Source organism: Klebsiella planticola (assembly GCF_000783935.2).
Lineage (GTDB): Bacteria > Pseudomonadota > Gammaproteobacteria > Enterobacterales > Enterobacteriaceae > Klebsiella > Klebsiella planticola.
Map to the genome: position 1 here is coordinate 2,401,124 of NZ_CP026047.1, position 18,452 is coordinate 2,419,575.

Sequence of the window (18,452 nt, forward strand, 5' to 3'; positions counted from 1 at the left end):
CCTTAAGCGTCCCGAAACACGTTCTCGACAATGGCAACCACCGACATGGCTTTGTAACGCTCGGCGTTGAGCGCGAAATACTCTTCAGCCAGAACGATGTCGTGCATGCCGGCGCCGACGCTATCGACGGCGACCCAGGTCTGGTCCTTCATGGGCTGCTGGTCATCGTCCAGTTTGACGATCAGCAGCAGGTTACTGCCGCGTAGCTCAGCGCATTTCTGCGTGGCGACGACATGTCCGACTACCTTTGCGAGAATCATTGTTTTTATCGCCTTATTTCAATGCGTTACTGGCCTAAGCGCTCAAGCACCTGGCGGATGATGCGTTCCACGTTCTGCTCGTTGATCTCGCCTTCCGCTTCGACGGCGGCGGCGACAGCAAAACGGTTATCTGCCCCTGCGCTGCCGGGGGGCGCGACGGGGGTCGCGGCGCCAGGAGAGGTGAAGCGCACGTCGTCGAGAATGCTGCGTTGCGGGTTAGCTGCCGGCGTGACGATGGTCGGCTGCGGTTCAGGGCGGCTGCCCGGGGCGCGCAGTTCATCGATGGAACGTACGCCGTAGCCGACCCGGCGGATGTTGAGCAGGTTCATCGGGCCGACGTTATCGGAGCTGGAACCGCCGCCAACGGCGCCGCAGCCGAGCGTCAGCGCCGGCGTGATATTGGTGGTTGCACCGATGCCCCCTAACGCCGCCGGGGTGTTAATCAAAATGCGGTTAACCGGTTTTTCGAGGCAGAACTGACGAATCACATCCTGATTGCGGGTATGGATTACCAGCGTATGGCCGAGGCCTTCGTTGGTCAGCAGTTCCATCACCCGGTGGCAGGCCGCTTTCCAGTCCTCTTCCACATACAGGCCGAGAACTGGACACAGTTTTTCGCGAGAGTAAGGGTTCTGGTGAGAGACGGTGGTCTGCTCGGCGATCAGCACTTTAGTGCTGGCCGGAACGCTGAAGCCAGCAAGCTGGCTGAGATACAGCGCAGTTTTACCCACCACTTTCGGGTTGATGGTGCCGTTCGGGCGCAGAAGCAGAGCCGCCATTTTGGCCGCTTCACCTTCATTCATGAAGTAGGCGCCCTGGGCTTCCAGCTCGCGGTGTACTTCGTCGTAAATGCAGCGTTCAACGATGATCGACTGCTCGGAGGCGCAGATCACGCCATTATCGAAGGTTTTGCTGGTGATAATATCTTTCACCGCGTGATGAATATCGGCGCTGCGCTCGATAAAGGCCGGTCCGTTTCCCGGGCCGCCGCTGATGGTCGGGGTGCCAGAAGCATAGGCCGCGCGCACCATGCCTTCGCCGCCGGTGGCCAGAATCAGCGAGACGTCTTTACTGTGCATCAGTTCTGAAGTGGCTTCGAGGGTCAGCTGGCTAATGGCATCAACGCTGCCTGCCGGCGCGCCTGCGGCTTCGGCGGCGCGCTTGACGATCTCAATCGCCTTCCAGCTACACTGACGCGCGCCCGGATGCGGGGAGAAGATAATCGCGTTGCCGGCTTTCAGGGCAATCAGCGTTTTGTAGATCACGGTAGAGGTTGGGTTTGTTGACGGGACCAGCGCACAAATCACGCCCAGCGGCACGCCCACGTCCATCACTTTTTTTAGCGGATCGTCATGAATGATGCCGACGGTCTTCATATCTTTGATGGCGTCGTAAACGCGCAGCGAAGCGAAACGGTTCTTCAGCACTTTATCCTGCCAGTTGCCAAATCCGGTCTCTTCCGCAGCCATTTTCGCCAGCGCTTCGGCGTGGTGCGCGGCTTCCTGGGCCACGTTTTTCACGATGGCGTCGATTTGTTGCTGCGAAAAGGTGGCCAGAATCGCCTGAGCCTTTTTGGCGCTGCGCACCAGTTCCCGCGCGTTCTGGCGGGACTGCAAATCGTTATCCAGTTCAATCATGAGTCTATCCTTCATCAGACTAAAAGAGTGGAGACGGGGCACGCCCTGTCAGGTCATGCTTTATGCTGCGACGCGATTTTTTCGATATCGTTATGCGGACGCGCAATGACGCGAGAGGTGACCACTTCACCGATGCGTTTTGCCGCCTCCACACCGGAATCAACGGCCGCATTGACCGCACCGACGTCGCCTTTTACCATCGCGGTGACCAGCCCGGAGCCGACGTTTTCATAGCCAATCAGCTCGACGTTGGCGGCTTTACACATCGCATCGGCGGCTTCAATACAGGCCACCAGACCTTTGGTTTCGATCAGACCAAGCGCTTCTTTCATCATGTTGTCTCCCGTTATTCCGTCACTTTGTAATGTGCGACGATCTTGTTGATGTCGTTATGCGGACGGGCGATAACCAGCGAGGTCACCACTTCCCCAATGCGCTGTGCCGATTCCACACCGGAATCCACCGCCGCTTTCACCGCGCCGACGTCACCTTTCACCATCGCGGTGACCAGCCCGGAACCGACGTTTTCATAGCCGATCAGCTCGACGTTGGCGGCTTTACACATCGCATCCGCCGCTTCGATACAAGCCACCAGACCTTTGGTTTCAATCAGACCTAATGCATCACCCATTTGCGTTCTCCTGGCCTTAAGCCTTGTGTTTAATGACGATTTTGTTGATGTCGTTATGCGGACGTGCAATCACCAGCGAGGTCACCACTTCTCCGATGCGTTGCGCCGATTCCACGCCGGAATCCACCGCCGCTTTTACCGCGCCGACATCGCCCTTCACCATGACGGTGACCAGGCCGGAGCCGATGTTTTCATAGCTAATCAGCTCGACGTTGGCGGATTTGCACATGGCATCCGCTGCTTCAATGCAGGCCACCAGGCCTTTGGTTTCAATAAGCCCCAATGCATCACCCATTGTGATCTCCTCCAGAACAGGTTTTGTGATTCGGGAAAACCGTCCGCGTAACGGCGTCAACACGCGGCAGCGGCGTTCGACGTCCACTATAGGGAAACGCAGAGGGAGTGAAATTTAAATCCGTGAAAGTTTTATTTTTAGATTTTTAATCTGTGATTTAGCCTTTTATAGCCGCTGATTTATCTGTTTGTGCTGATCGAGCGTGCGGGATTTGGCGTTGTCACGGGCGGTTTTTAGCGCGTTGAGACGCGCCGCGGGGAATGTTAATGGGGTGCTAATTTATTGCGGACGCGGGGTAATATTACCCTCCATTAAGTGTGGGTATGGTCATGTTTTTTACCGCCAGATAAATGCAAAAAGTGCGGTTTCGCGGCGAGGCAATACCGGGAAAGCAGGGGAGTGGGATTAATCGAACTGACTGCCGGATTTCAGGGTGCAGACATAGAGTGGAGAGTTGATGGAGCTCAGCAGAATTGCTTTCTCGTTGAGCTTCTGGGCGTTGAGAAACAGGCCATCATGGCTGTCGGACATTTCACGCATAAAGTAGGCAAAGATCACGTCCGGCGACTCATCGATTGACGAGGCGCTGGATTCCCACTTGCTGATGCGGTAGTGGCGTTCGGTAGATGAGATGCGTTGGCTGGTCCAGTTAAACTTGACGTAGCGCTGCAGATAGAGCCAGCCGGCCGCGGAGTCGGTATAGCCCTCGACGACCATCGAGCCCTTGCCGTTGGCGGTAAAATTAAAATGAATATTGCCGTTGACGTTCTCTTTCTCCATGTTCTCAAAACGCATGATGGCTTTGGTTGAGCAGCTCATCACCCCGTCTTTTTCAACGGGCAGCAGTTTCCAGGCGCTGACCCCGGTCGCGACGATAAATACCAGCGTAGAGAGGGCGAAAAAGGGGCGAGGAGCGAGTCTCATTGCGGCTTCCAGGAGTAGTAGAAATAGTTATCGCAGTAGCTGAACGGGTTGTCTTCATGCATGGCGCAGTGGGCGAGGAACACCCGGCCCAGCCCGTTGGTTTCCAGCCGGTCGCCATAAAAGAAGACCAGACGCTCGCCGGGTTTGCACTCGAGCTTCAGCCGCTGGCGTACCTCATCAAAATTCTTACCGTAGGCGCTGGCGGAGACCGAACGCAGCATCTCGTCACTGGCCAGCAGCTCGCACTGGCTGTGGGTCATCTGCGTCAGGGTGATGGGACGGGATTCACTGCCGCCGACGAAAGCAAACGCCAGCAACAGTAGCGCGATGGCCAGCAGACTGGCGCTGGCCATATACCAGCAGGTGCCCCGGGCATGCCGTGAGAGGGCGGGCGCTTCCTCGGCGCGGGCGAGGGGGGGCTCGCACTCCTGCACCGGCGCGACTTCTGCCGCGGGCGCGGGAGGTGCCTCCGGTATGTCGTCAATGATGGCGATGGTTAATTCGGGGTTGAGCTGCAGCATACCGCGCGACACCGTGACGATGATGTTCTCGATGTCGTAATGACGGAAGGTTTTGCGCAGCATGCTCAGATACTGGTTGAGGTTGCTATTGGATGATGTTAATCCGTTGTCATCCCAGACTTTTTTCAGTACCTCATCGCGGCTGATAACATCGGTATGGCGCAGGAAATAGTAGAGCAGCGCGCTGGCAGTGATAGACAGCTGGCTGTCCGGTTCGCTGCTTCCCGGTAGGGTGAGTGTGCCGTCCGTTGCATCATAAATGAGACGGGCATTGATGTTGTAGCGCATCGCGGCCTCAATCTAAGAGCCTACATGAGGCTATTTTATTTGTCAGTCTGGCCCAGGGAGCGTCTACATATTTCACGTATGCCCGGGTGCCCAGACGGCCTGCAACCATCCATAACGCCTGACGGGGCAGGCTTTTCCGGCATCACGCCGGAAGCGTCATCCGCGTCAGATCGTGCACCAGCGATCGGCGGTGGTCGGCGCCCATGGTGCGTCCTTCCGTCAGTTCCGACAGCCAGATACCGTCCGCCGCATAGCGCACCAGGGTGCCGGTATGGCTATTATCCAGCGCATCGCCCTGCGCCAGATGCCCCAGCATCCAGTCTCGCCAGCATTTTCTCAGCACCGGCTCATCCGGCATCGCCAGGGACAACACCATCAGCTGCCGGCTTTCGTCGGTATCCGTCAGGTCAGAGAGATAGTGCAGGTAGGCGCGGGTAAAACGGCCATAAGAGACATTATCGGCCGCCATCAACCCCGAGATGGCCTCTTCCATAATGGCCAGCAGACGGGCGAACAGCGCAAAAATGAGCGCCTGCTTGTTGGGGAAATGATGCAGCAACCCGCCTTTACTGACGCCTGCTTCACGGGCGACGGCATTCAGCGAGAGCGACGCGATGCCATCCCGGCCGGCAATCATTGCCGCCGACTCCAGCAGCTGCTGATGCCGGCGGGCAGGATCTTTTTTTCGGTGCTGGGCTTCCATATTCATGGCCCGAATCATACCGACCAGACGGTATGATTATTTTTGATAGCGATCAAGATGCGGGGCGGTGTCGCGCCGTGGATTGTCGTTATTGCGCGGGGGGTCACAATTCGTCATATGAATTCCGGTGATATCTGCGGTATCTCAGCAATCACCGGGAAGACATGACTTTGTCGTCTGATGCAGCGCAAATCCGCATTCGCCAGGCGCCAGCTCCGGGCGCAGCGTCAGGGAGGGGATCAGATAGTCGCCGTGGTTTTGCCGGCGGAACGGGATGGGGGGCGTTTCCGCCAGCGTATCCAGCCGCTGCCCCAGCTCGCGGCACTGCCGGGCAAAGCGCTGCTCGTCCGTTTTCTCCGTGCGATAGAACACCAGCGGCGGCAACACCGAAAAACCGGGGTAGAACAGCATTCCGTGCTGGATGGGGAACAGGATGTCGTCGATGGGGCCGTTGATACCGCGCGGGGCGTAATGCTCCGCCCAGCCGCCGGTGGTGACGATCAGCATCGCCCGTTTGCCCGCCAGCGTCCCTTCACCATAGCGGTCGCCCCAGTGGCGGTCGCTGTGCTCGCCGACGCCATAGGCAAAACCATAGGCGTAAACCCGGTCGATCCAGCCTTTCATAATGGCGGGCATCGAGAACCACCACAGCGGAAACTGAAAAATCACCGTATCCGCCCACAGCAGTTTCTCTTGCTCCGCAACGATATCTGCGCTTTGGGTTCCTTGTTCAAAAGCCTGCTTTGAATCGAGCGTCGAGCGCCAGAACTCGCCAACCGGCGGGGCACTGCTGTCGTCAGCATCAAAGCCCGCTTTCCAGCGCATGGCGTAGAGATCGGAGACCTGCACCTCGTGCCCGGCCTGCTGCAGATGTTGCACGGCAAAATCTTTTAAACCGCCATTCAGCGAGCGCGGTTCCGGATGGGCGTAAATCAGCAGTACTTTCATGGTAATCACCTCTGAGCGATGGAGAGCTGCAGAGTAAGCAAGCTGACACTATAGTAGAAATTAATTGCTTAAATCTCAGGTATAGCCGTGATTAATTTACATCGTTTGGATCTCAACCTGCTGCGCACCCTCGACGTGTTGCTGAGTGAGAATAACGTCACGCGGGCGGCGCAGCGGCTCAACCTGTCGCAGCCGTCGGTGAGCATTCAGCTGGCGCGCCTGCGGGAAATTTTTGCCGACCCGCTGCTGCTGCCCGGGCCGCGCGGGATGCTGCCGACCGCCCGCGCTGATGAACTGCGCGGACCGTTGCGCGATGCGCTCGCCGCACTCGAGCTGGCGGTGGCGCCTGCCAGCCATTTTGATCCGGCGACGGCGGCGCAAACCTGGCGCGTCGCGGCGACAGATTATATGGCCTCGGCGATTTTACTTCCGGCGCTGCACACGCTGCGTCGGGCCTCCCCAGGCAGCCGCCTGGCGGTCTTTGAGCTGCAGCCCTCGCGGCTGGTGTCGCAGGCAGAGCGTGACGAAGTGGATCTGTTTTTCCATACCCGTGACGGCGCGCCGGCGGAGCTGCATCAGCGAGTCTTGTTCAGTGAACGCTATGTGCTGGCGGGCAGAGTCGGGCATCCAGCGCTGCAATCGGCGCTCAGCCTGGCGCAGTTCTGCCAGCTGGAACAGGTGATTGTTTCGCCGGACGGCGGCGGTTTTCATGCCGCGACCGATATCGCGCTGGCTAATATTGGCCTGGCGCGACGGGTTGTCCTTTCGGTGCCACATTTCCTGTTTATGCTGGAGACGCTGCGCAACAGCGAGCTGGTGGCGGTGGTTCCGGAGCGTCTGGCGCGTGGGGTAAGTGGTCTGATGGTCGTCGAGCCGCCGCTGGCGGTGGCCGGGTTTGATATGCTGATGCTGTGGCACGAGCGCTGGCATCGCGACCCGGCCCATCAATGGCTGCGTCAGCAAATCGTGATGTCATTAGAGGATAAGTCATGTTAAGCGGATTGAATCACCTGACCCTGGCGGTCAGCCGCCTGGCGCCGAGCGTGGCGTTTTATCACCAGCTGCTGGGGATGACGCTGCATGCCCGCTGGGACGGCGGAGCCTATCTTGCCTGCGGCGATCTGTGGCTGTGCCTGTCCCTCGATCCGCAGCGGCGCATCACTCCGCCGGAGGAGAGCGATTATACCCACTACGCCTTTAGCATTGCCGAAGCTGACTTCTCCGGGTTTGCCGCCCGTCTGGAAGTGGCCGGGGTGACGATGTGGAAGGTGAACCGCAGCGAAGGGGCGTCTTATTACTTCCTCGATCCCGATGGCCACAAGCTGGAGCTGCACGTCGGCAGCCTCGCTCAGCGCCTGGCCGCCTGCCGCGAGCAGCCGTATAAAGGGATGGTTTTTTATGGCGAGGAGCCGCAGGCGAGCCGGAACCCGTAGCCCGGCTGAGCGCTGCGCCACCGCCTGAATCGCCCTGCGGTTGCTCCCCGGAGGCGGCGCCTGACGCGCCTTGTCCGGGCTACTGGCTCCATCGGCTGCAAACCCGTAGCCCCGGTAAGCGTAGCGCCACCGGGGGAAAAATCTTTACAAACTCTACTCTGAAAATGTGAGGTTTTTTCCAACACTGTCAGTATAATCTTCAGACAATTGTATATACTTTTTTGTATATACAATCAGGATGAATGTTATGCCAATGGAGTTTGAATGGGATGCAAACAAGGCAACAAGCAATCTAAAAAACATGGGATTCGCTTCGAGGAGGCGGTGTTAGTCTTTGACGACCCGCAACATCTTTCCCGACATGATCGCTATGAAAATGGTGAGTATCGCTGGCAAACCATCGGGCTCGTTCATGGAGTTATTGTTGTTCTTGTGGCGCATTCGGTCCGTTTTGAAAGTGGAACGGAGGTCATTCGTATTATCAGCGCCCGGAAGGCGGACAAGAAAGAGAGGAATCGTTATGAACATGGTTAAACATAAACGCGATAACCCGACAGCGCTTACCGCTCAGTGTGAAGACGAACTCAACGCGCTGGCGAAAAAATCAGATGATGACATTGATTACAGCGACATCCCCTCTTCGGACGATGAGCCGTGGTCAGAGGCGGTTCGCGGTAAATTTTATCGGCCGCTGAAAACGCAGGCCTCAGTGCGCATTGATGCCGATGTGATGAAGTGGCTTAAGCGCCCGGGAAAAGGCTATCAAACGCGGCTGAATGCGATTTTAAGAGAAGCCATGCTGCGCGAGCAGAATAAGAAATCGTAGCTATTCCCGGCGTTCGGCGTGCAATAGAGATTGCCCCACTGGGGGCGCTTGCCGCGTATTGTTGGGGCGACGAGTCAGCAGGCGACCGGGAACCCGTAGCCCCGGTAAGCAAAGCGCCACCGGGGGGCAAGCCAGTTCGCGACGGTGAAAAACTCACTCCATCGCCACCTTCACCGCATCTCCCAGCTTCACCATCACCTCCCGGTGCTTCTCGATCGGCGGCAGGGCGCAGTTGATCCTGACGCAATTGCGGTATTTCCCGGACGCCGAGAACAGCGAACCCGGCGCGACCTGGATTTTCAGGCGGCACAGCTGCTTTGCGACGCAGACCATATCGACGTGCTCGGGGAGCTCAACCCACAGCATATAGCCGCCCTTCGGTCGGGTGACGCAGATCCCGCAGGGGAAGTATTCCCGCAGCCAGCAGGTGTAGATCTCCATATTCCGCTGATAAATCTGCCGCATCCGCCGCACGTGGCGATGGTAGTGGCCTTCGCGGATAAAGTTACAGGCGGCCAGCTGGGTTGAAGGAACGTTGGTCCCGCTGGCGGCGTATTTCATCTGTAGCAGACGATCGTAGTAGCGGCCGGGCGCGATCCAACCGATACGCAGGCCTGGAGCGATAGTTTTGGTAAACGAGCTACACAGCATTACCCGGCCGTCGATATCCCACGAGTGAATGGTGCGCGGACGCGGGTAGTCGGTGGCCAGTTCGCCGTAAATATCATCTTCGAAAATGACGATATCGTGCCGCTGGGCGAGGGTCAGCACCGCGCGTTTGCGGGCGTCCGGCATGATAAAACCCTGCGGATTATTACAGTTAGGCACGAGGATAACGCCTTTGATCGGCCACTGCTCCAGCGCCAGCTCCAGCGCTTCAATACTGATCCCGCTGTCCGGATCGGTCGGGATCTCAATGGCTTTGATCCCCAGACCGCGCAGCAGCTGCATGGTGCCGTAATAGGTCGGCGACTCCACCGCGACGATGTCGCCAGGCTGGCACACCGACAGCAGGGCCAGCGACAGCGCGCTGTGACAACCGCTGGTGATCACCAGATCGTTGGCGGTGACGACGGAACCGCCGTCCAGCATCAGGCGGGCGATCTGCTCCCTCAGTTCTCGGCGCCCGGCCAGCTCGTCGTAGTTCAGCACCTCGTTGAGGTTATGCTGAATCACCCGGCTAAGCTCACGCCACAGCGGTTTCAGGCTCGGCTGAGTGACGTCCGGTGAGCCGCCGCCGAAGGGGATGATGGTTTTGTCGTTACGGGCGTCGAGCATGGTCAGCACCTGATCCCACTGGGTGATCTCCACCGGGCGCTGAACCGGGCGCGACATCGGCGGTACCGGCGGCTGGGCTTTACGCGGGGCGACAAAATAGCCGGAACGCGGCTGCGGGGTGATCAGCCGCTGCTGTTCCAGCGTCTGGTAGGCCTGCTGCACGGTACTGATGCTGACACCGTGCTCCTGACTCAGGCTGCGTACCGACGGCAGTTTTTCGCCGTCGCGATACAGCCCTTGCTCAATACGTTCTGCCAGCAGACTGGCCAGATGTTGGTAACGCGTCATGCTGTATCCCTTATTGCCGCCATACAGATAGATAAACCAGTACAGATGGATGAAAAAAAAGCCACGCAGATACCGTTTTAGCCAATCTGTATGTTAAAGAAAAGTATTTTGTGCATCTGTATTGTTGGGCTTCAGATCCGCGAAGATAAAGCCTCTGGCAAGGCGAGGAGGTAGAGGATGGAATTTCACGAGAACCGGGCAAAACAGCCGTTTATCGGCTTCGTATTACTGGGCCGCATGATAAGAAAATGGTGGTTACGGCAGCAAACGCGACGGGTTTTGCAGCGAATGAGCGATGAACAGCTCAAGGATGTCGGGCTGAGGCGAGATCAGCTCAATTAAAAAATGCGTTTTTTCCCGGATGATGGCGTAAACGCGCTATCCGGGCGACCAGTCCATAGCCCCGGTAAGCGCCGCGCGGCCGGGGTTTTCCCGGGGGGCGGTGCTGCACAGCTGTCCGGGCGACAAAACCGCACGATGCCATAGCCCCGGAAAGCGATAGCGCGAGCGGGGAAATGTCCGCCAGGATTATTACATTCACAATATTTATCAATTAATGCTTCTGCGCCCACTGTTTCTTGATACTTACCCTGATAAGTATTATTTTCTTCTCAGCTAACTGAGGAAAGAAACATGACCGAAGACGAACTGTTCGCCCGCCGCCCGATGGGGATGCGGATGGCGATGGTGGTCCGCCAGTGGCGCGCGACCATCGACTCTGCTATCACCAATACCGGCCTGACCCAGTCAAGCTGGACGGTGCTGATGCAGCTGCATCAGCTGGGGGACAACGTGTCGGTCAGCGAGCTGGCGGAGGTGCAGGGTATTGAACTGCCGCCGCTGATGCGCACCCTCACGCAGCTGGAAAATCAGGGCTATCTGGTGCGTTCAACATCGCCATATGACAAACGCATACGCCTGCTGACGCTGACGGCGGAAGGCCGGTCGATACTGGAAGATCTGAACCGTGTGATTGAGACCTATCAATCCCGCGTCACCCGGACCATTCCTGCGGCGGATCTCGCCACCTTCAGCGCTACCTTAAATCACATCGCCTGCAATTTGCGGACAATCCGCGAAGAAGATAACAAGATCTAAAAAACTATGATGACCCCTGAACAAAAATTTGCCCGCTGGGTAAGGGTAAGTATTGTCGCGTTCCTGACGATATTCGCCTGGTTTATCGTTGCCGATATCTGGATCCCGCTGACGCCGGACTCGACCGTCATGCGGGTCGTGACGCCCGTTTCACCGCGCGTCTCCGGCTATGTGTCGCAGGTCTATGTGCACAACAATAGCCAGGTGAAGAAAGGAGACCTGCTCTATGAGCTGGATCCGACGCCGTTTATCAACAAAGTCCAGGCCGCGCAGATAGCCTATGAACAAGCGAAGCTGAGCAATCAGCAGCTTGATGCCCAGCTTGCCGCCGCGCGCGCCAACCTGCGCACCGCACAGTTCACCGCCCGCAACGATAAAGTGACTCTGGATCGCTATCAGCGCCTGAGCACCATGCAGAACGTTTCGCAATCGGATCTCGATAAGGTGCGCACCACCTGGCAGACCAGCGAACAGTCGGTCAGCGCGCTGAATGCCAGTATCCAGAATCTGCTGATACAGCGCGGGGAGCGCGACGATAACCGTAACGTGACGCTGCAAAAATACCGCAACGCGCTGGAAGAGGCGCAGCTCAACCTTGGCTGGAGCAAAGTCTACGCCGAAACGGACGGGATGGTGAGCAACCTGCAGCTCAATCCGGGTCTGTATGCCACTGCCGCCACGCCGCTGCTGGCGCTGGTCAGCAACCATACCGATATTGTCGCTGATTTTCGTGAGAAGAGCCTGCGCCACACCGGGGTGAATACCGATGCCGCGGTGGTCTTCGATGCCCTGCCGGGGAAAGTCTTTCCGGCGCACGTGACCAGCAGCGACGCCGGGATTTTAGCCGGCCAGGAAGAGGTTAACGGCCAGCTATCGCAGCCGGAGCAGTCTACCCGCTGGGTGCGCGATGCCCAGCGGATGCGGATCCACGTCGCTCTTGATGAACCGCTGGACAAACCGCTGCCGACCGGCGCCCGTGCCACGGTTCAGCTCTATAACAGCGAGGGTCCGTTTGCCCGCACCTTTGCCGGCCTGCAGATCCATCTGGTGAGCCTGCTGCACTATGTCTATTAATACGCTGGCTCGCGTTTTTACCCCGCACGGTAATATCGTTTACACGGCGAATGACTTTCGTCAGACGCTGCGGATCGCCTTTGCCGGGATGATAGCGCTGAGTATCTCGACCTTCTACGATGTGCAGTACGGCGTCTTCTTTGTGGTCTATCCGCTGATGCTGCTGTCGCTGGTGCCGGTTTTTAATCGTCATGTCGCCAGGCAGTTTATCTTCAGTGCGGCGGTAAACTGCGTTGAAATGGTGCTGATCGTCGGCTATCTGTCGCAATGGCCGATTGTGATGACGCTGGTGGTTTTTGGCCTCTACGTGATGCGTTTTCGCTTCATGAGCCAGGGGCCGCTGTTTCTGCTGGGGTCGATGGGGGTGGTCTGTCAGAGCACGATGCTCAACTTTATGAGCTATCCCACCAGCAACTGGCACACGCTGCTGTTCTCTAATATGGAAGCCTGTGTGATGGCGGTGGCGCTCAGCGCGTTAATGAATTACCTGATTCCGGACGTCGAACCGCGTAAGCCGCCGCCGCGAATCGAGAAAGACGCCGCCAGGGTGCGCCATGAATCGCTGCTCTCCGGCACCGTCGCCACCCTGATTTTCGTGGTCTTCCAGATCTGCGATCTCAGTGACTCTCTTTCGGCGCTGATGGCGGGGATCCTGATCCTGTTCCCGATGCACTATCGCGGCGCGGTGATAAGCTCGGTGTGGCGTGTCGCGGGGGTGGTGTTGTCCTGCCTGTATATTCTGGTGGTGCAGCTGCTTATCTACGATTTCAGCAACCATATGGTATTGATGATGCCGCTGATTGGCCTGGGTCTGGCCTTTAGCGCCCGCCTGCACGTGATGGAAAAGGTTGGCGCCGGGGTGGGCTTCGCCAGCATCACCACCATCGGGATCATGTTCGGCCAGAACCTGCACCCGGACCAGGATCTGATCTTCAGCGATCTGTACCGTATTACCTCGGTGACCGCCTCGCTTATCGTTACGCTGACGCTGGTTTTCCTTGTGCACCGGATTCTGAACTGCTTTGCGCCGACGCGGTTCGTCATCACGGAATAGCTTCAGGCCGCCAACGCGCTCTGCTGGCGATCGGGGGATTGATAGGGATCCCATGGGCGATCGCTATGGCCACTGCGCGCGCGTTATGCCGGGTGGCGGCTGGCGCCTTACCCGGCCTGCAAACAAGACCGGGGCTGGGCGGTCCGCGATCGGCTGTAGGCCCGCGCAAGCGAAGCGCCGCCAGGCGATGATTGACGCCCTGGCAGGGATAGCCCTTATGCCTGCTGCGGAAAGTTAGCCAGCAGCTGGTAATCATCCCCGGCAACGCGAAATATGGCTTCCGTTTGGCCGGGGATAACCCACTTCTGTTCTTCTCCCGGCAGACAGTGCAGATAAATGCACAGCCCGCAGCCGCCGCGCAGCTGACGTGGAATGTCCTTGACCTGAAAGGGTAATCCCGCCGCCTGCAGGGCTTTGCGCATCCGTACCACCCCTACCGTCGAATGAAATAAAAACAGATATGCCGTCATCCTCGCCGCCTCAAGCGTTGGCCGATCAGCGCCGCGCCGATGGCGCCGGCAAACTGGGCGTCCGGGTGCCTGTGCACCGCCAGGCCGAGGTGACGCTCCAGCATCGCGGCGAACGTCGCGCAGTGGCTGACGCCGCCGGTAAACAGCAATGGCCCCTGCGCGGATAAGCGGCCGATAAAGTTCGCGCTGCGCCGGGCCATAGCGTTGATCACCCCGGCCAGAATCGCCTCCGGCGCGACCCCGGCTGAACGCAGGCTGATCACTTCCGATTCGGCGAATACCGTGCACATGCTGGTGATGGCGTGCGCTTCAACGCCTTCGGTAATGGCGTCCAGCTGCTCGACGCTGGCGCCGAGGGTTCGCGAAATCACCTCCAGAAAGCGACCGGTGCCGGCCGCGCATTTGTCATTCATCAGAAAGTCGCTGAGGTTGCCCTGCGCATCCAGCTGGATGACTTTGCTGTCCTGGCCGCCGATATCAATCACCGTGCGGGTTTCCGGCGCCAGCAGACGTGCGCCGAGCCCGTGACAGGAAATCTCCGTCACCTGTTTATCGGCAAAATCGACCAGTTGGCGACCATAGCCGGTGAGGGTTAAAAAGGGCGTTTCCGCGAGGCCTGCGCGCAGCGTCTCCCAGGCGTCATTGATGGCGTCGGCGGGGCGAAAGGGGGTCGGGCAGAGGAAACGGCGTGCAATGACGCCGTCTGCCAGCAGGATACCTTTTGTCGCGGTGGAGCCGGAGTCAATGCCTACCGTGTAGATCACGCGCGCTCCTTACAACATTTCGATAAATGCGGCGACGCGGGTACTGAGCTGGCCGAGGTCTGCCGTCGAATAGTCGGTTTCAATCGCGATATAGGGGATGTCGTGTCGCTGACGTACGTGGCGCTTAATCGCCAGCGATTCAACGGCATAGGTATGGCAGGCCTGCAGGATGACGTCGACCACGCCATCGGCCTGATACTCCTCGACCATCTGGCTTAGCAGCTGCAGGCGCCGATCGTTGGGCGAAATGCAGGAGCAGCCAATAGCGAGATATTTATCGGTTAAGGCGTCGTAGACGTCGCCGTCTTCCGCCACACAGTGCTCGGTAGCTTTCGCGCCGGTGCAGTTCTCATAACCCACTACCCAGCCGCCGTTGTCTTCGATGGCGCGGACCACTTTTTCCGCCGCACCGCCGATTGGGCAGCCGGTGATCAGAATACGCGGGCGGGCCTCCAGTCGTTGACCTTCGCGCCATTGCTGATGGATACGTTCTGCCATCGCGTTGAGTTCATCAATCAGCGCAGTTTTGTCGAAGCGGAAGGTCGCGCCGTAAACCACTTTCAGAATGTCGCCGCCGCTGAGCGCCGGTGGATTTAACTGCCCGAGGCGATAGAAATTGGCCAGCGCCCGGCGTTCGCGATTTTTCAACACGATGGCTTCGCGCAGCGCCGCCTCGCTGATTGGCGTAGCGAAACGCGTTTCAATCACCTGCTGCAGGCGCTTGATCTCCGCTTTCCACAGCGCCCGGGAGGCGGCGTCGCTGGCGCTGTTCGGTAGCTGCATCACGTGTACCGCCTTGAACTCGGCCATGTATTCGTACATCTTTTTTTTGCCATCGCAGGTGGTTTCGCCGACCACCAGGTCAGAGAAGTAAAAGTAGGGGCATTTATCGGTTTTGCCGAAGCCATAGCTGCTTTTAATCAGCGGGCAGAGGTTGCGCGGCAGGTCTTTCTCCGCCTCTTCAATGGTCTCATCGGAGGTGGAACACAGCGAGACGACGACAGCGCCCGCCGCCATGGCTATCTCCTGTGGCATAAAGGTACAGTAGGTGCCGACTAGCGGCACATTCTGTTCTTTAAGGTCCATGACGGTGAGAAAACCCTGCTGACGAGCTTCCGAGAATTGGTCGAAGATGGCGGGTAGATCGGTGATGAGCGACATGATTTTCCTTCCCCGTACACGGGAGATGATGAAAGAGTCGCCATTATAGCCCTGTTATTTATGTGTGTTTGTTGATCTTCCACGCATCCCGCGGCGTTAGTAGACCTTCTTCAAATCCATCTCTTCCTGAATGCGCTCGCTGTAAGCCACGTGGGTGCGGATCGCCTCCTCAATCCCGGCGTTATAGAACATAGGGCCGAGCTCTTTCGCGATAAAATCGACAAAGAACTCGGCGTCAAACTGCTCCAGTTCAAGGTCAAAATTCTGTTCGCAGTATGCGCATAGCTTTTCGCGAAGCAGATCGCGTTCGCCGGGAGTCAGGGTAATGTCAGCCATTTTTGCTCCTTAAATGGGCTCTGAATGCATCAAAAGGCAGAGGAGATAAGGTTAGCTGGGGATCCAGCTATCCCACGCGGGCACCGGGCCGAGTTCTGCCACCAGGAAATCGATAAACGATCGTACTTTAGGATTGCTGTATTTGCTGGGGAAATAGAGCGCATACAGCGCGTGCGTCTCGCAGGCGATCGTCCCATCGAGGATCAGCGGCGTGATCTCCTCTTTCTGAATATGATCGCCGATTAGATAGGTCGGCAGGTAGGCAACGCCCTGATCTTCCAGCACCGATTTTAACAGCACCAGGCTGCTGTTGGCCTGGATAGGCATGTGCAGCTTAAGCTGATGCGGGCGATCGTGCTCGTCGGTCACCTTCAGCACCGGCGTCAAGCCGGGATAAACCAGGCAATCATGATTCACCAGATCGCTGCGCCGCACCGGCATCCCTTTTTTAGCCAGATAGCCGGGTGACGCACAATAAGCCCAGCGAATCGAAACCAGTTTGCGCATGGCGTAGTTTTGCGGCGGTGCGGTGGAGATACGCAGAGCGATATCGAAGTCGGTTTCATTGAGGTTGACGAAATTATCGTTCAAATCAATATACAGATTCACATCCGGGTACTGCTGACGATATTTATCCACCAGGTTGACCAACCGGGAGTAGCCAAAGGCAATGGAGCAGGTAATTCGTAATTCACCCTGCGGATTATGATAATAGCCGGAAGTGGTATTTAACGTATCATCAAACTCTTTTAGTAACTTATTGGCGCGATTAAATAGATATTGCCCGGCGTCGGTCAAGGTAATACTGCGGGTGGTACGCTTAATTAATGTCGTGCCCAGCGTATCTTCCATTGCCGAGAGGCTTTTACTGACCGCAGAAGGCGAGACGTTAAGCTGTGCGGCGGCCTCGGATAATCCTCCGCAGTCGACAATTTTGATAAAAAACTCCAGATGCTTGAGTGAAATTGGCGTGCTCATTTTTTCCTTAAATTCACAAGTGATTTGCAAAAACGGTACGAATGAGCCGTTACATTCGTATCTGAAACATGCAACTATTGAATCACAGGAAACAACTTGCTGGCAAAATGAAAAAATAACAACTTAAGTGAGTTGCATCACAAAATAAAAGGAGGCACCGCAGAAAGTCATTAAATTGTGAATTTAATCTCATTTAATATAATTTTAATTAAAAGGTACCGGTTATGTGGTCACGACTCGAACCCTACAAATCCTCTATTATTTTATTAATTGCCCTGGTGATCGGCGGCCTGACAGGTATTTACGCCCCAGGACTGGCGGTTAAATTACAGCCGATAGGTCAGATATTCCTTAACCTGCTATTTATGATTATTGTCCCGCTGGTGGGCATCAGCGTGATGTCATCGATCGCCAGTATGACCGACCTGAAAAGGCTGGGACGCATTATGGCGATTATCTTCATTGTTTCGATTGCGATGGCCTTTATTCCCGCGGCCGGCATCGTCGCGCTCGCCTTATGGTACAACCCGGCGCAGGGGGTCACCATCGATCTGTCACAGTCGGTGCAGGCGGGCAGCGGGCAGATGGATTTTGTCAGCATGATCACCACCAGCGATTTTATCGGGCTGTTCTCGAAGTCCAATATTCTGGCGCTGATCGTGATGGCGATTATTGCCGGTGTGGCCATCGGGCAATCGGAACAGGCGGGTAAACGCATAGCCTCACTGCTGGAAGATGCCAATACCGTCATCATGAAGATCGTCTCGATCATTATGAAAGTCGCGCCGATAGGTCTGGGCTGCTATTTCGCCGCGACGATGGCCAGCCAGGACTCGGGGCTGCTGTTGACCTTTGCCCGGGCAATCGGCCTGTTTATGGTTGCCACGCTGGCCTATTTTATCTTCGGTTCGATTCTCTATTCATATATCGGCGGCGGCATGCCGGCGGTGAAAGCATTCTGGCGCAATGCGGTTGAACCGTCGGCGACCGCGCTCGGGACCTGCTCCTCATTAGGGACGCTGCCCGTCACCCTACGCGCCGGTAAAGCGATGGGCATTAACCCGGAAATCGTCGATGTCTCTATTCCGCTGCTGGTTAACCTGAATAAGGGCGGTGTGGCCATGATCGCCGCGCTGAAGATCGTCTTTATCTATTCGGTGCTGGGGATGGAGTTCACCAGCGAAACCTTCTTTCTGACCATGCTGATCGCCGTGCTCTCCGCCATTATCGTTGGCGGCGTACCGGGTGGCGCATTCCTCGGTGAAATTTTTATCGTCACCACGCTGGGGCTGCCGATGGAGGCGATCCCGATGCTGGTGGTACTGGGCACCATCACCGATGCCCCGGCTACCCTGATCAACGTGATTCATGATTTGAACGCCGCGCAGATTGTGGAACGCTTCGCCGGAAAAAAGCCGGCACCGGCTGAACTGAAATCCACGGCTGCCGCCGTATAAGCTTTCGCACGGATATAAGGATATTACA

General features: G+C 57.2%; 23 protein-coding genes and 1 pseudogene. 9 read left to right on the forward strand and 15 right to left on the reverse strand.

The features are described from left to right. Positions 1–2: 2 nt before the first annotated feature. The 9 genes from MC50_RS11585 to MC50_RS11625 all read right to left on the reverse strand — a co-directional run bounded on the left by MC50_RS11585 (position 3) and on the right by MC50_RS11625 (position 6,207). A complete protein-coding gene (locus MC50_RS11585) occupies positions 3–260 on the reverse strand; it encodes a EutN/CcmL family microcompartment protein (protein WP_004857483.1) in 258 nt (85 codons plus the stop codon). Between the two features lie 26 nt (positions 261–286). After that, on the reverse strand, positions 287–1,897 hold the full coding sequence (locus tag MC50_RS11590) for an acetaldehyde dehydrogenase (acetylating) (protein WP_053090486.1): 1,611 nt from the start codon (positions 1,895–1,897) through the stop codon (positions 287–289). Positions 1,898–1,950: 53 nt separating this feature from the next. Continuing rightward, the gene (locus MC50_RS11595) at positions 1,951–2,229 is read right to left on the reverse strand and encodes a BMC domain-containing protein (protein ID WP_015585230.1); all 279 of its coding nucleotides are present in this window, start codon (positions 2,227–2,229) and stop codon (positions 1,951–1,953) included. A gap of 14 nt (positions 2,230–2,243) precedes the next feature. Further along, a complete protein-coding gene (locus MC50_RS11600) occupies positions 2,244–2,528 on the reverse strand; it encodes a BMC domain-containing protein (RefSeq protein ID WP_004857488.1) in 285 nt (94 codons plus the stop codon). A 16-nt stretch (positions 2,529–2,544) separates the two neighbouring features. Further along, a complete protein-coding gene (locus MC50_RS11605; protein ID WP_010634659.1) occupies positions 2,545–2,823 on the reverse strand; it encodes a BMC domain-containing protein in 279 nt (92 codons plus the stop codon). Between the two features lie 405 nt (positions 2,824–3,228). Beyond that, positions 3,229–3,747, reverse strand: a complete 519-nt coding sequence (locus MC50_RS11610) for a FidL-like protein (protein WP_032689643.1) — start codon at positions 3,745–3,747, stop codon at positions 3,229–3,231. Next, positions 3,744–4,556, reverse strand: coding sequence for a winged helix-turn-helix domain-containing protein (locus MC50_RS11615; protein ID WP_094898375.1), 813 nt, complete (start codon positions 4,554–4,556; stop codon positions 3,744–3,746). Before MC50_RS11615 ends, MC50_RS11610 begins: the two co-directional genes overlap by 4 nt. A gap of 142 nt (positions 4,557–4,698) precedes the next feature. Beyond that, positions 4,699–5,277, reverse strand: a complete 579-nt coding sequence (locus MC50_RS11620; RefSeq protein ID WP_047663944.1) for a TetR/AcrR family transcriptional regulator — start codon at positions 5,275–5,277, stop codon at positions 4,699–4,701. Positions 5,278–5,403: 126 nt separating this feature from the next. Then, positions 5,404–6,207 (reverse strand): NAD(P)H-dependent oxidoreductase, encoded by an 804-nt coding sequence (locus tag MC50_RS11625; protein WP_032697902.1) that lies wholly within the window; start codon positions 6,205–6,207, stop codon positions 5,404–5,406. Positions 6,208–6,294: 87 nt separating this feature from the next. Between MC50_RS11625 and MC50_RS11630 the strand changes: the two genes are divergently transcribed. From MC50_RS11630 to MC50_RS11645, 4 genes and pseudogenes are all read left to right on the forward strand, one after another. Then, positions 6,295–7,203, forward strand: coding sequence for a LysR family transcriptional regulator (locus MC50_RS11630; protein ID WP_047663947.1), 909 nt, complete (start codon positions 6,295–6,297; stop codon positions 7,201–7,203). Then, complete coding sequence (locus tag MC50_RS11635; RefSeq protein WP_047663948.1) at positions 7,197–7,640, forward strand: FosA family fosfomycin resistance glutathione transferase; 444 nt, start codon at positions 7,197–7,199, stop codon at positions 7,638–7,640. The genes MC50_RS11630 and MC50_RS11635 overlap by 7 nt, the downstream gene beginning before the upstream one ends. A 247-nt stretch (positions 7,641–7,887) precedes the next feature. Continuing rightward, positions 7,888–8,174 (forward strand): annotated as a pseudogene (locus MC50_RS11640) (BrnT family toxin). Next, positions 8,161–8,466, forward strand: a complete 306-nt coding sequence (locus MC50_RS11645) for a BrnA antitoxin family protein (RefSeq protein WP_047663949.1) — start codon at positions 8,161–8,163, stop codon at positions 8,464–8,466. Before MC50_RS11640 ends, MC50_RS11645 begins: the two are co-directional and overlap by 14 nt. Positions 8,467–8,619: 153 nt before the next feature. Here the strand turns inward: MC50_RS11645 and MC50_RS11650 are convergent, their stop codons facing one another. Then, a complete protein-coding gene (locus tag MC50_RS11650; protein WP_032697905.1) occupies positions 8,620–10,032 on the reverse strand; it encodes an aminotransferase-like domain-containing protein in 1,413 nt (470 codons plus the stop codon). A gap of 177 nt (positions 10,033–10,209) precedes the next feature. Between MC50_RS11650 and MC50_RS11655 the strand changes: the two genes are divergently transcribed. The 4 genes from MC50_RS11655 to MC50_RS11670 all read left to right on the forward strand — a co-directional run bounded on the left by MC50_RS11655 (position 10,210) and on the right by MC50_RS11670 (position 13,258). After that, positions 10,210–10,374: a DUF1127 domain-containing protein gene (locus tag MC50_RS11655; RefSeq protein ID WP_064497381.1), complete on the forward strand. Its 165-nt coding sequence runs from the start codon at positions 10,210–10,212 to the stop codon at positions 10,372–10,374. Positions 10,375–10,665: 291 nt separating this feature from the next. Beyond that, positions 10,666–11,130: a MarR family winged helix-turn-helix transcriptional regulator gene (locus tag MC50_RS11660; protein ID WP_047663950.1), complete on the forward strand. Its 465-nt coding sequence runs from the start codon at positions 10,666–10,668 to the stop codon at positions 11,128–11,130. A gap of 6 nt (positions 11,131–11,136) precedes the next feature. Then, on the forward strand, positions 11,137–12,204 hold the full coding sequence (locus MC50_RS11665) for an HlyD family secretion protein (protein WP_032689633.1): 1,068 nt from the start codon (positions 11,137–11,139) through the stop codon (positions 12,202–12,204). Continuing rightward, positions 12,194–13,258, forward strand: a complete 1,065-nt coding sequence (locus tag MC50_RS11670; protein WP_032689632.1) for a DUF2955 domain-containing protein — start codon at positions 12,194–12,196, stop codon at positions 13,256–13,258. The genes MC50_RS11665 and MC50_RS11670 overlap by 11 nt, the downstream gene beginning before the upstream one ends. Before the next feature lie 215 nt (positions 13,259–13,473). On the opposite strand, the gene MC50_RS11675 is transcribed toward MC50_RS11670, so the two are convergent. From MC50_RS11675 to MC50_RS11695, 5 genes are all read right to left on the reverse strand, one after another. Beyond that, positions 13,474–13,728: a DUF3343 domain-containing protein gene (locus MC50_RS11675; RefSeq protein WP_032697907.1), complete on the reverse strand. Its 255-nt coding sequence runs from the start codon at positions 13,726–13,728 to the stop codon at positions 13,474–13,476. Next, entirely contained in the window at positions 13,725–14,492 is a 768-nt protein-coding gene (gene yjiL, locus MC50_RS11680) for a putative 2-hydroxyacyl-CoA dehydratase activator YjiL (protein WP_046853134.1), read from the reverse strand. Before yjiL ends, MC50_RS11675 begins: the two co-directional genes overlap by 4 nt. 9 nt (positions 14,493–14,501) lie before the next feature. Then, positions 14,502–15,653 carry a double-cubane-cluster-containing anaerobic reductase gene (locus MC50_RS11685; protein WP_032689629.1) on the reverse strand — a complete coding sequence of 384 codons (1,152 nt, stop codon included), beginning with the start codon at positions 15,651–15,653 and terminating at the stop codon, positions 14,502–14,504. Positions 15,654–15,749: 96 nt separating this feature from the next. After that, on the reverse strand, positions 15,750–15,989 hold the full coding sequence (locus tag MC50_RS11690; RefSeq protein ID WP_032689628.1) for a DUF2164 domain-containing protein: 240 nt from the start codon (positions 15,987–15,989) through the stop codon (positions 15,750–15,752). Between the two features lie 51 nt (positions 15,990–16,040). Then, the gene (locus tag MC50_RS11695; protein WP_032697909.1) at positions 16,041–16,967 is read right to left on the reverse strand and encodes a LysR family transcriptional regulator; all 927 of its coding nucleotides are present in this window, start codon (positions 16,965–16,967) and stop codon (positions 16,041–16,043) included. Positions 16,968–17,191: 224 nt separating this feature from the next. Between MC50_RS11695 and MC50_RS11700 the strand changes: the two genes are divergently transcribed. Beyond that, a complete protein-coding gene (locus tag MC50_RS11700) occupies positions 17,192–18,424 on the forward strand; it encodes a dicarboxylate/amino acid:cation symporter (RefSeq protein ID WP_047663951.1) in 1,233 nt (410 codons plus the stop codon). Positions 18,425–18,452: the final 28 nt, after the last annotated feature.

What these genes read in the sequence shown, in the direction of transcription:
- MC50_RS11695 (WP_032697909.1), bottom strand. Translation starts at nt 16,967, where the DNA reads ATGAGCACGCCAATTTCACTCAAGCATCTGGAGTTTTTTATCAAAATT.
- MC50_RS11615 (WP_094898375.1), bottom strand. Translation starts at nt 4,556, where the DNA reads ATGCGCTACAACATCAATGCCCGTCTCATTTATGATGCAACGGACGGC.
- MC50_RS11625 (WP_032697902.1), bottom strand. Translation starts at nt 6,207, where the DNA reads ATGAAAGTACTGCTGATTTACGCCCATCCGGAACCGCGCTCGCTGAAT.
- MC50_RS11600 (WP_004857488.1), bottom strand. Translation starts at nt 2,528, where the DNA reads ATGGGTGATGCATTAGGTCTGATTGAAACCAAAGGTCTGGTGGCTTGT.
- MC50_RS11685 (WP_032689629.1), bottom strand. Translation starts at nt 15,653, where the DNA reads ATGTCGCTCATCACCGATCTACCCGCCATCTTCGACCAATTCTCGGAA.
- MC50_RS11690 (WP_032689628.1), bottom strand. Translation starts at nt 15,989, where the DNA reads ATGGCTGACATTACCCTGACTCCCGGCGAACGCGATCTGCTTCGCGAA.
- MC50_RS11670 (WP_032689632.1), top strand. Translation starts at nt 12,194, where the DNA reads ATGTCTATTAATACGCTGGCTCGCGTTTTTACCCCGCACGGTAATATC.
- MC50_RS11700 (WP_047663951.1), top strand. Translation starts at nt 17,192, where the DNA reads ATGTGGTCACGACTCGAACCCTACAAATCCTCTATTATTTTATTAATT.
- MC50_RS11605 (WP_010634659.1), bottom strand. Translation starts at nt 2,823, where the DNA reads ATGGGTGATGCATTGGGGCTTATTGAAACCAAAGGCCTGGTGGCCTGC.
- MC50_RS11665 (WP_032689633.1), top strand. Translation starts at nt 11,137, where the DNA reads ATGATGACCCCTGAACAAAAATTTGCCCGCTGGGTAAGGGTAAGTATT.
- MC50_RS11675 (WP_032697907.1), bottom strand. Translation starts at nt 13,728, where the DNA reads ATGACGGCATATCTGTTTTTATTTCATTCGACGGTAGGGGTGGTACGG.
- MC50_RS11660 (WP_047663950.1), top strand. Translation starts at nt 10,666, where the DNA reads ATGACCGAAGACGAACTGTTCGCCCGCCGCCCGATGGGGATGCGGATG.
- MC50_RS11620 (WP_047663944.1), bottom strand. Translation starts at nt 5,277, where the DNA reads ATGATTCGGGCCATGAATATGGAAGCCCAGCACCGAAAAAAAGATCCT.
- MC50_RS11595 (WP_015585230.1), bottom strand. Translation starts at nt 2,229, where the DNA reads ATGAAAGAAGCGCTTGGTCTGATCGAAACCAAAGGTCTGGTGGCCTGT.
- MC50_RS11650 (WP_032697905.1), bottom strand. Translation starts at nt 10,032, where the DNA reads ATGACGCGTTACCAACATCTGGCCAGTCTGCTGGCAGAACGTATTGAG.
- MC50_RS11590 (WP_053090486.1), bottom strand. Translation starts at nt 1,897, where the DNA reads ATGATTGAACTGGATAACGATTTGCAGTCCCGCCAGAACGCGCGGGAA.
- MC50_RS11645 (WP_047663949.1), top strand. Translation starts at nt 8,161, where the DNA reads ATGAACATGGTTAAACATAAACGCGATAACCCGACAGCGCTTACCGCT.
- MC50_RS11610 (WP_032689643.1), bottom strand. Translation starts at nt 3,747, where the DNA reads ATGAGACTCGCTCCTCGCCCCTTTTTCGCCCTCTCTACGCTGGTATTT.
- MC50_RS11655 (WP_064497381.1), top strand. Translation starts at nt 10,210, where the DNA reads ATGGAATTTCACGAGAACCGGGCAAAACAGCCGTTTATCGGCTTCGTA.
- MC50_RS11635 (WP_047663948.1), top strand. Translation starts at nt 7,197, where the DNA reads ATGTTAAGCGGATTGAATCACCTGACCCTGGCGGTCAGCCGCCTGGCG.
- MC50_RS11585 (WP_004857483.1), bottom strand. Translation starts at nt 260, where the DNA reads ATGATTCTCGCAAAGGTAGTCGGACATGTCGTCGCCACGCAGAAATGC.